Here is an 11,655-nt window from a genome sequence, read left to right as displayed (position 1 = left end):
GCAAATTTTCTATAGAATTAAAGAATTTTCCCCCTGATTTATCGGGTGAGCCAATAAAACAGATAGCCTTATGGAGAATCTAATAAAGATCGATACCGTTGATCAATACAACAAGATGTTTGGCTTGGAGACGTTGCACCCATTGGTGAGCGTGGTAGATTTATCCAAGTCCGAGACATGGCCTACTAATTTCCGGGTTAATTATGGTATATACGGACTTTTCCTGAAAGATACGAAATGCGGGGATATTCGGTATGGGAGGCAATATTATGATTATCAAGAAGGAACCGTAATAGGATTCGCTCCCGGGCAGGTGACGGGTATTGAGCTTAAGGATGGGACCCGGCCTTTGGCGCATGGGTTGCTTTTCCATCCGGACTTGATCCGTGGTACGGCTTTGGGACGGGACATCAAGCGTTATTCTTTCTTCTCCTATGAATCAAACGAGGCGTTACATCTCTCTGAGGAAGAGAAGGGGATCTTCGTGGATTGCCTGAGGAAAATCCAGATCGAGTTGGAGCACTCCATCGACAAGCATAGCAAACGGCTGATCGCGATGAATATCGAGTTGCTGCTCGATTATTGCCTGCGTTTTTATGACCGTCAGTTTACGACCCGTGCGGAGACGAATAAGGATGTGTTGGTGAGGTTCGAACGATTACTGGATGAATACCTGCAAAGTGATCTGTTAAGACAGGAAGGGCTACCTACTGTACGGTATTTCGCCGAGAAGATTTGTTTGTCCCCGAACTATTTCGGTGATCTGATCAAGAAAGAAACAGGGAAAACTGCCCAAGAAAATATACAAGACCGGATTATTTCCTTAGCGAAAGAATGGATATTAGGGACAAACAAGACCGTCAGCCAAATCGCTTACGACCTAGGATTCCAATATTCCCAGCACTTCAGCCGCATATTCAAGAAGACCGTGGGGTGTACCCCGAATGAATATCGGAAATCCCAGATGTCGTAATCGGTGTTACGGGTTATTGGATGTATTTTATGACCTTGGCGGGAACACCTCCCACGATGGCATTGTCCGGTACATTTTTAGTAACTACCGAGCCGGCTCCGACTATAGCGTTCTCGCCAATGGTTACGCCGGATAGGATCGTTGCGTTCGAGCCTACCCAGACATTCTTTTTCAAAACGATCGGGGCAGGGTAGGTAGTGCTCCGGTCTTCGGGGGCGAAGCCGTGGTTGAGGGTGGCAAAGACCACGTTATGCCCGATCTGGCAACCGTCGTCCAGTGTCACCCCGCCATGATCTTGAAAATGACAGCAAGCGTTGATGAAAACGTTCTTGCCTACCGTGATATTCTTCCCAAAATCCGTATAGAACGGGGGGAATACACGAAAAGACGGATCGACCGGCTTATTAAACAAGCGGGATAACAGCTCACGGATTTCCTCGGGATCGTGATATGAGCCGTTTAACTCGAATGTCATGCGCCTGGCCTCATCGCTCATCTCGTTCATAAACTGATGGATCTCGTCTCCTTTAAGAGGCTTTCCTGTTTCTACGTACTTCAAGAATTCGTTTAGTGTCATAATTGCTATTTTAATAAGTTCTACTTCTTGGTTTGTTTATCCCTTTTCGATTGCAACGGCAAAGATCGATGAAATCCGGAGAAACTTTTGTAGATGGATTACAGGAATTATGACCTAAATTACATTCACCGATTCTCCAAGGCCTTATATTTCTCAATCAGTTTCTTGACCGTGACAGCGTCCGAGACCTCTTGCTTATAGGTAGTCGGGTTATAATAGGCCTCGAGGAAACTGTCTGCACCGGACCAGACTGTCTCGATAATTCCTTGGAAATGGCGAGACATTTCCGGATTTGAATGCTGGCGGAAATGGATCATATCATCTACCTGTTGAAGCGCTATCTGAGGTTTACGCCAAGGGCATGTAGCAACGTCGAAGCCTTTCATGGCAAAGTAAACAGCGGTTTGCTCGGCACGCTCATAATGCCAGTCGCAGATAAAAACATCTTTCGGGATCAAGTCGATCGCACGGTAGGTATTGTTCATGCTAGCTTCCCAAGCGCCGATCCCGGTAGTCTTGCCATCGATCAGGCGGTCTCCCCATATCATCAATCGTTTGCCTTGTGAGGCTAAGTGGTTTTGTATTTTAGTGACCTCACCGGCATATAACTCAGCCTTGTCATGTCCGCCGCAACGGGCGCAACTATCATGTCCGATATAAAAGACCTCGTCCATCCCGGCATGGAATAATTGAGTCTCGAAAACATCCGTCAACTCGTCTACTAAAGCGAATACGATTTTATGTACTTCCGGATGAAGCGGGCAGTAACTTTTACAATAAAGCCCGTCTGAGTTGGGCCAACCCGTATAGTTCTTGGTATCCACGTGTGGCGTCTCGTCGAACTCCGGATACTCACGTAATAAAGCGTAGGTAGTCTCAGCCCATGATTGATGCCCCAAGAGATTGATCTGGGGAGCGATACGTATTCCGTTATCCCGGCAAACCTTTACGATCTTTTTCACATCCTCTCGTGTGAGTGGGGTCGGATCCCTCAGTTCTGGATGGGACTCATAGGCATAATTCCAGTCTACCCGTAGAATCAACAAGTTGAAATGACTGGGAGCCAGTTCCTCTTGGACGAACTTCAAGAATAGATCCAACTTCTGTGCGGATGGAGCGGCGATGGCCAAGCCTCGTACGGGCATGATACTATCTAAACGGTTTGTCTCTGATTGGGCGGAAACTTGGGCCGAACCTATAGCCCATATAAGCAAGAATAGTCCGATAATCTTTTTCATATAGTGATATGTTTTAATGTTTAAATTTTTAATTTGATGTACGCTTTCGAAGATCATCACGCACATCGTGACAGCCCGGAGGATGTCAATGGCTATGTTACGTTGCGTAAAATCTATTGGTTGATCGCTCATAATATATTTAGATTAAAGGTGAATTTAATACAAGACAAATATAATCAATAAGAGACATATCATTACATTTGTGCCTTATAAATATGAATAATAATTAAAAATGATAGACATGATAAGACAATTGATTTATTGGGTTCTCCTGCTTTTTGTTTGTATGGGTGCCCATGCCCAATTCCGGGTGACAGCCCATCAAGAGGGTTGGGACCGGATTCCTCCGCAAGCGCAAAAAGACGGCTTTTGGTTTCAACAATCCGTTTTAGCGAATATGGATGATGACACCGCTATGGAGGAGGTCATGCTTTTCGGGCGGGATAATGGGCATTACCCTACTTTCGACCTGTTTAAGTTTTATTACGTGATCGTGGATAATTATACGAGAGAGATCCAATATATATCGGATGAGATCTATGTGACAGATAAATATACGCTTACGGTGGAGGATCGCAATAATGACGGGATCTCCGAGTTATATATCGATTATTTCAAGGATGGGAAGTTTACGGTTGATGAGCGAGGATATAATTTGCGAACCACCCGTTGCTACGACCGTATCGAATGGAGCCCCGAGAGTGAAAAATTTAACCCCCAACAACCATGAGAAAGTATATCTATTTTATAGCGCTTATCTGTTGCGCCTTATCAGCCTCAACCTCTTACGCCCAGAAAAAGGTGATAAAAACGATGATGATCGCCGGGCAAGATGGCAGTCATTATTGGCGAGGTGCTTGCGAGGCCATGAAGCAGATCTTAGAGAACAGTGGAATGTTTAAGGTGGATTTCGTCTTTACCCCGGATTTCGGAGGAGATATAAATACCTTTAAGCCCGATTTCGCTAAATATAACTTGGTTGTTGTTAATTACGGAGGTGAAGTCTGGCCCGAGCCTGTCCAAAAAGCTTTCGAGAACTATGTAGCGGATGGGGGCGGGGTCGTGATTATCCATTCCTCCGTGGTACCTATGGCCGGTTGGAAAGCGTACAACGAGATAATCGGCATGGGAGCTTGGGAGGGTCGGAACGAGAAAGACGGCCCTTACCTGTATTGGAAAGATGGCAAATATGTATACGATTATACACCCGGTCATGCGGGTTATCATGGCTTGCAGCATGAGACGATCCTAGAGCATCGTGCGCCGGAACACCCTATTTTGAAAGGTCTGCCTATAAGATGGAAACATTTCAAGGACGAGATTTATACCCGCTTGCGTGGTCCGGTACGGAATGTGGAGATATTGGCTACCGCTTATGAGCGTGGACGCCATGAACCGTTGATGTGGACGGTGAAATGGGGGAAGGGGCGTGTCTTTGTCGATCTGTTGGGGCATTGCGGCAATGACCCGAATATGATTTACTCGATGGAGTGTACGGGTTTTCAGGTAACCTTACTAAGAGGGGCTGAATGGGCAGCTACCGGGGAGGTGACGCAAGAGGTCCCACGGGATTTCCCATTGGAAGATACCTGTACGCTCCGTCCGGAATTCAAGGCTCCTTTCCATGCGACGAATTAAATGCCTTAATAAGATGGTGTCTTACGGCAGAATAATCAATTTGACAAATTGTAAAGTTAAGTCCCGGAGAATCGATTTTCCCGGGACAAAGTACAGCTCGCTCCTAAATACGCAAGAGAAAATCGGTAATCATCTGTTAAATAGATAGATGTCAAAAAATAGCCTTTCATTCTAGCGAAATTAGTTCATCGTAATTCATATCTTATGGGTTGTTTGGGCTATCTCATAGGGTTACGATGGGGAAATGATAGAGTTATGATGCCTATTCATGACAGTTCATAACCCTATTCATGACTGCTTTCGATGCCCAACGTGACTATTGGCGTTGCCTAACACGACTAGTTGCGTAGGCTTTCATGACCTATCGTGTATAAAAAGCGGCCTTTTTTGGGAAAAACATCGTTTATCTCTATCCTTCTCCACCTATTTGGCACTCTTGAGTAAAAGAGATTGTCACGATATACGCCTTATATCTGCCAAAAAGATCGGATTCTGGCTTATTCGATAACTGTTACATACGGCATTTGGTGTCGTTGGTAATGATGAGGTTTAATTCTTCAGTTAAACCATACAACATAGCGATAATAGTATCTATTTCTTTTGACAGGCATTGGAATTTCGCTTCATCGTTTCTTGATGCCATCATTTTATCAGCATATTCATTCAATACCTGTGGCAACTCTTGAGGAATGGGGATTTGACGGAAATTATCCCAAATGAGTTGCGCGCCATTCTGAATGCGAGGGCAAAACTCCGTGATAAGCCACCAACCAATACTTGAACATAACAAAGCTAATAATGACTTGTCGGGAACGGTCATGAAATACATGGAATTATTACAGAATGTAGATGTTTCGTCATAAACAAAGCATGGTTTTGTTTGGAATACCTGATAGAACAATTTACGTTCAGCGAACCTGTCATAATAGGCACAAGCACGTAGTTCCCACCAATAATCACCTTTGTCTATCCGTGCTTTAGCTTCATTCTTGAATTGCTCTAACCATGAAGCGACAGCAGGATATTTGTCTTTAAACCAATCCCAAGCAACAGTTTCTGATGGCAGTTCTTGTCTCTCCCTGTCAATACCCATTTGCAGGGCTGTAAATCCTTTAGGAATAAACAACAAATAAGAACCGGCCTTTGCTTCGCCATAGGCTATAAGTCCTCTTCCCTGCAAGAAAGGGCGTAATATTTCCTTAGAACGAATGTCCTGTGTTATCAATTCTGTTGCTTTTTCTACGGGAATGTTAAAAACTTTAGACAAAGCTGTCTTTATTCCGTAATATGATTCTTCATGAATGTATTCTCCCAAAGAAATCATTTGAGCCTTTAGTCTTTCTATAGTATTAAAGTTGTGCAGACTGGATATAACCCAAATGCCGTCATTCATTTTTGTGGTGTCAAACACTTCCTTCAGTTCTTCTACATTCTCATGGATCATTTCAGGTTTTATCTTTTCTATGGTAGACACGAGAAGTTTTCCGTCCTGTTTTTCCTTTCTCATTCGGATAATGCAGGTGTATGTAGTAGCATCTTCAAAGATCTGGTTATCGCCAAAGTCTATTAAATGAGTTAGATTCGTATTTCGGAAGAGTTCACGAAGCGGGCGACCATACATTACCTTTTCCCACTTGTTTGGTATGATGTATGACAACAAACCTCCTTTACGGAGCAAATGCAGACCTCGTTCAACAAAAAGAGTATAAATGTCGCCACGAGACTCAAGCGTATTGTATGTTTTCTGTCCGGGATTTCCACCCTCGTCAGTCCTATGCATTTGTGCATACACGGAAGTATCTCTGCGAAGTTTCTCCAAGCTGATGTATGGTGGATTACCTACAATTACATCAAATCCCTCAAATGTCCCTTCTTCATTTAGCACTTCGGGAAACTCTATCATCCATTCCAAGGTTTTCCTATATACTTCTTGGGTAGCAATGATTTGCTTGTTATTGCTACCAAATGCATCCAGTTGAACAGGAGGTACTAAATTGTGTTTTATGTCTTGTATGTCTTTATTCAGCAGAACTTTTGTAGCTTTAGAACGGCAATTCTTATATTCCCGTACATTCGCCTTATATTCTCTTACCAATTTCTGCATACCTGCGCTTTCTGTAATTTTCCTGCCGATGCATACAGGATGTACAGAAGCTAATGAGTTACCCACTTTGATATTAATGTCAATGTTAGGCAGGGTTTGCAACAGACGTTCTCCCGTTTCTGTCTTATAATAATAGGCATTCTTCAGTAACTCAATCCATAAACGCAGTCGGCAAACATCTACACTCTTAGGATTCAAATCCACACCAAAGAGACAATTCTCTATAATTGTCCGTTTCTCCTCAAATAGCGTCTCTTGTATGCATTGGCTTGACGGATTGGAGGGATCGTATTTAAATATATCACCATCCTCGTCAGCTATCACCAATTCGTCATATTCCACTTTTATCTCATAATCCCGAATGCGCTTAGGCTGAGATTGTCGGTCTTGTAATATGCCTAATTCACTCTTAATGGCTATAATCTCGTTCAGGGCAGAGACCAAAAAGTGGCCGCTACCAACGGCGGGGTCGCAGATACGTAGAGAATTGATGATTTTGTTAGCCTCAATTCTTACATCCCTTTGCCCATATTCTATTTTCTCTTTCAGGTCTTCAAAACACTCGCATTTCCATCCCTTTACCTTATTGAACTTGTCTATAACCGCCCGGCGTAGTGTCTTGTTACATATATATTCCGTTATATATCCCGGCGTGAAGAAAGAGCCGTCCTTATAGCCGTTGATTTTCTCGAATATGAGTCCTAACACCGATGCGTCAATCAGTTTGTCACTTTCTGTCCTGACAACCTCCTTTTCTTGATTCTGATTCGCACCGAAGTCGTACGCATCGAGAAACGAGAACAGGTAATCCAGTACGGGTTTCCTGCCAGTCACTTTTCTTCCTTTCCCGTCTTTTAGTACCGTTTGGTAATAAATATCTATATCTCCGAGGCGAATACCGCTGATAGGGAAGAAGTCTTCTTCTATCTTTGCCAACTCAAAAAGGGAACTGTTCAGATATGGCACATTGGGAAATTGGTTCTTCAATTCTTCCATCCTTTCTGTTACAGGTTTAGCCATCACTTGCATAAACAAGTCATTCAGTACGTCATAGTCCTGTATATGGATCACATCTAAGAACTTTACATCACGCCCCTTGTTGAAACAGACAAGCTGTGACTCTAATAATTTTAGGAACAATATACGGTTAATCCAAACGAGTACCAATCCTAAAGCGGCGTCAAACCGTTCTTCATCATTGGCTATGCGTGAATATCCTTCCAGTTTTGCATAGGTTTGCTCTGCTAAAGAGAAACTTTGTTTGCCTGATTTAAAACGTTTAATCTTGTGAACACCGTTATCAATCACTTCTTCAACTCCCATAATATAAAGCAACTCCCTATAAAAGTTCTTATTCAGCCTATTATGGTCAGAGTTAAATGGACGTTTTAAAAGGTGGGTTGGAGAGAAAAGTTTGTATGTGGCGATGAACGATTTGTTATTGACAATATCATTGCTTTGTAGCTTACTGTCAAATGTTCTTATGTCAACATAGATAAATTGCAGGCGATGTTCCACCTTCTCCACTTCGGGTTTGATGATGGCATTGTATATATAGTCGGTTTTGTCATTTCCAGAATCTGCCTCCAAGACATTCTTTACGAAACGTTCGTTACGGGCAAACAATTGATAGAATAAATTCTTCTCAAAGACAAAATATTTCTCGCAATCAGTAATGATGAGATGTTTGATATCTGTGTTTCGTTTTGCTATCTCTTCGCGGATATAGTATAGAATCAACTCATAAAGAGCCTTTTTTTTAAGATCATTTCTTGTCACCATATCCGGTCGTCCAGGACCTTTAAACTCAAATAGAACAACCGGGTGCTCATTATGGGTCTCCATTTCTGCATATATGGCAAGGTCGGTTACGTTATAGGTATTAACCATATAGCTCTTGTCACGATAAAGGCTTTGATTAAAAAACTCTGCCACAAGATTCTTGTTGAATTCTTCATGCTCAGAAGAGTTTATGCGCATAAGCAGTTTCTTCATGGCGGACTTAAAAGCCATTACCTCTTGAACATCGGGTTTGTCGTGAAGGTAAGCCTTGGGAATCGCTTGGTTGGGAGTTAGTATCTTGTACATTTCCTTTCGATTTTATATTGTTCGTATTTAAGCTGTCACTCTCTTAAAGGTAAATGATATTGAATTTTGGCAAATATAGGGAATATTATGCGATGCTTACTCATCATACGAGATATTCCCTAATTCCTTAATCTTCGAATCTCCGACTTGATGCGTGAATAACTCGATCAATTGAGCGGGCGTTAATGTCATCTGAGGCGAGAACTCGGAGGAATCCATATAACTTAATAAGCTATGGTATAATTGGCGGGCTTCCGGGTATTCTTGTTGGGTTTCCAAGTCTGTCATACAGATTAATAACTTGCCCGGGCCGACATTGAATTCTTGGATCATCCCTAATTTATGATTACGCTCCACGTTATCGATCACCTGTACGATTGGCCTGTAATTATCCGGAAGCTGGTCCAGTATCAACGGATGGCTATTCTTTATCATCGTGAACCATTGCCAGTTTGTATGGAAATCCGTCGGGAAATGAGCGAAAACCGGATGAGAGGGATTCATTAATAATCCGAGGGTACCCGGAGAGACCGGTTTCTTTACCCATTCGCAGATGGACTTAAACATCCGGTAATTCCAGTAATCTGTCTGGAATAATCCTTCTACCGTCACGTTCTTGTAAGTCTTGGCATCCGGGAACCACAATACTTTCGCCCCGTTCGCCAATAAGTTCTCGGCCTGTTTATCCCATTTCTTAATAACATTGATATCCGTAGGGATTTGCACGTTATTATGTTCCGGATAAATCCATAACGGATAATGATTGTGATAATCCGTGCCCTCGATCGCCAGCCGTAAAGTATAGGTCTCAGCCTCTTGAATGGCAGGTAAAGCGATATTTAATGGGCCTACCTCGGCCAACGTACCTTGATTGATTTGCAGCGGTATGTTGTTTTGGGCGATTACTTGATCTTGACTATTCGTCAAGGTCCAAGTTAGATGTTTCCCTTTTAAAGTGGTAGGTGTATAGTTCGCTACCTTGATGGAGCCTTTGAGCGCCTCATTCCCAGAGTAACAGAATTTAGGTAGGAGAGCCAGTAATACGACATCATCGCAAGACTCTTTCCATTCCTTGGCGGTTATCAAGCCCTTATTATCCATAAAAGCGTCCAAGATACCGACTAACGCCGTGCCCTGTCCCGGATAATCCTGTAAATCCAATAATTGGAAGCCGGCCATTCCCGGAGTACGGAACGCCATTTCCATCTCGGCCCGGTAAAGTTGCGCCATCCATTTACCGGAAGCCTTGAAGAAATCATCCGCTTGTCCGGCCATACCGGACTCGCCCAGTCGTTTGCGGAATATCTCCAGATTCCAAGGTTTTAGTGCCCCGGTATATTTCTTGATTTCCTCATAATTCGGATAACATTGGAATTGCCCGGTCTCATGTCCGATGATAGGCAATGAACATTGTTCGATAGCGGATTCGAAATTCATGACCGAGTTTGGATAGGTATGGTTGATATAACCGCCATCCTCCGCATCTGCGAAAGAGAAGGAACCCCGGGTATGGTTGCTGAATACGTTAGCGCCGGGGACTCGACAGGTCGTGAAGTAATCGTCACCCGCCGCAGGGCCGTTGAAGCCTAGATAGTCATTCGATCCAGATGCGTATAAATGCCGTCCGTCCTCACTACGGAAACGGGCGATCATGTCTACCATCGCTTCTTGATCCCCGGAAAGCTCGTTGCCGATCGCCATCATGACGAAAGAGGCGTGATTCCCGTAAGCCTCCTGTATTTGTAATCCTTCTTTGGTGAGGAAATGGATCAAAGTGGTATCGCCCTTTTCCATCTTTCCCCAGAAAGGTAGTTCCGGTTGGAGGTAAAAACCTTCGATATCGGCCGCCTCGAAACAAGCTTTAGGAGGACACCATGAATGGAAACGGCAATGATTGATACCGTATTCCTTGGCGATGCGGAAATAGCGTCTCCATGCTGCGGTATCCATCGGTACATGGCCTGTAAGCGGAAATACGCAAGCATCGTGTTTTCCACGAAGGAAGGTGGTCAATCCGTTGATGTTGAATTGTGTTCCTTCTGCTTTGAAATCTCTTAATCCGAAAGTAGTACTTTGGCTATCTTGGATATTCTCTCCTTGGATGTTCGCGGTCAAGCGATACAGGGTAGGGGAGAACTCGCTCCATTCCAAGGCGTCATCACCCATCGGTATTTGGAATATGATCTCGTCTTGTTGAACTACGATATTCTTATTGAATTGGATATGGTGCTCTAAGCCTGTGTTGAAAGCCTCCATCTCTATTTGAACGGCGGCTACGATCATTTGCTCGAATGGATTTGAAAGCTTTATTTTTACGTCCACCGTTTTTTGATCCGCATGTGGATATACTTGTATCCGGCGGATATGGAATTGTGGACGGGCTTCCAATTTCAGGTCTCCGATAATACCGTTCCAGTTTGTCTGCGTGGATTCCGTATAAGCGTGTGAATTGTCCAATAATTGGGGTGGAACGCTCAAACCGTTATCGACTAGAATAGTCAAGTGATGCTTCCCAGCCCGGAGATATGTGGACAGATCGTATTCTTGAGGGGTGGAAATATGGTCGGATGAACCGACATATATGCTATCTACCCATATTTGGGTCGGTTTTGTTCGCTCCAAGATTAACCAAATGCTCTTGCCTTCCCAGTTCTCCGGAATCGTGATCTCTTTCTGATACCAAGCCTTACCTTGATAGCGGAAGGGCCTAGACAAATGAGTTGTCTCCTCCTTATCATTGTTAGGGTATCCTTTTTGGTTGGTGTCCGTGGTACCCGGTAATTGAACTTGCTCGGTGACATCTGTTGAATCCAATCGTAATTCCCAGCAACCGGCAAGCGATAATTCCTCTCTACTCTCTTTGGGAGTTTGGCATGCGAATAGCATGAGCATAAGTGGAATACTCCAAAATCTCTTCATGGTAATGTTTTTACTCTAAATATGGTTTACTTAATTAATAGTGTACAAAGGTAGTATTTTTGGCTTTTTTATTAAGGAGAAGATATGAAAAAAGAAGAAGATTTTGTTATGGGCCTGT

At 43.4% G+C, this 11,655-nt stretch carries 7 protein-coding genes; 3 read left to right on the top strand and 4 right to left on the bottom strand.

Features of this window, described 5'->3' with window-relative positions:
• The first annotated feature begins 70 nt into the window (after positions 1-70).
• Positions 71-973 (top strand): AraC family transcriptional regulator, encoded by a 903-nt coding sequence (locus tag DW033_RS23525; RefSeq protein ID WP_005868179.1) that lies wholly within the window; start codon positions 71-73, stop codon positions 971-973.
• Positions 974-986: 13 nt separating this feature from the next.
• Here the strand turns inward: DW033_RS23525 and DW033_RS23520 are convergent, their stop codons facing one another.
• The gene (locus DW033_RS23520) at positions 987-1,550 is read right to left on the bottom strand and encodes a DapH/DapD/GlmU-related protein (protein WP_048927442.1); all 564 of its coding nucleotides are present in this window, start codon (positions 1,548-1,550) and stop codon (positions 987-989) included.
• Between the two features lie 125 nt (positions 1,551-1,675).
• On the bottom strand, positions 1,676-2,920 hold the full coding sequence (locus DW033_RS23515) for a family 20 glycosylhydrolase (RefSeq protein ID WP_008778274.1): 1,245 nt from the start codon (positions 2,918-2,920) through the stop codon (positions 1,676-1,678).
• 100 nt (positions 2,921-3,020) lie between these two features.
• Between DW033_RS23515 and DW033_RS23510 the strand changes: the two genes are divergently transcribed.
• Both DW033_RS23510 and DW033_RS23505 read left to right on the top strand, forming a co-directional pair.
• Entirely contained in the window at positions 3,021-3,518 is a 498-nt protein-coding gene (locus DW033_RS23510) for a hypothetical protein (RefSeq protein ID WP_008778275.1), read from the top strand.
• Entirely contained in the window at positions 3,515-4,426 is a 912-nt protein-coding gene (locus tag DW033_RS23505) for a ThuA domain-containing protein (protein WP_122383220.1), read from the top strand. The genes DW033_RS23510 and DW033_RS23505 overlap by 4 nt, the downstream gene beginning before the upstream one ends.
• Before the next feature lie 511 nt (positions 4,427-4,937).
• Here DW033_RS23505 and DW033_RS23500 read toward each other — a convergent pair.
• On the bottom strand, positions 4,938-8,618 hold the full coding sequence (locus DW033_RS23500; protein WP_122383219.1) for an Eco57I restriction-modification methylase domain-containing protein: 3,681 nt from the start codon (positions 8,616-8,618) through the stop codon (positions 4,938-4,940).
• Positions 8,619-8,714: 96 nt separating this feature from the next.
• Complete coding sequence (locus DW033_RS23495; protein WP_122383218.1) at positions 8,715-11,537, bottom strand: sugar-binding domain-containing protein; 2,823 nt, start codon at positions 11,535-11,537, stop codon at positions 8,715-8,717.
• Between the last annotated feature and the right edge of the window lie 118 nt (positions 11,538-11,655).

Origin of the sequence: Parabacteroides sp. AF39-10AC, from assembly GCF_003635405.1 — a bacterium.
GTDB classification, from domain to species: domain Bacteria; phylum Bacteroidota; class Bacteroidia; order Bacteroidales; family Tannerellaceae; genus Parabacteroides; species Parabacteroides distasonis.
The sequence above is the reverse complement of the archived record's forward strand: the minus strand, read 5'-3'. Positions and strand labels throughout refer to the sequence as shown.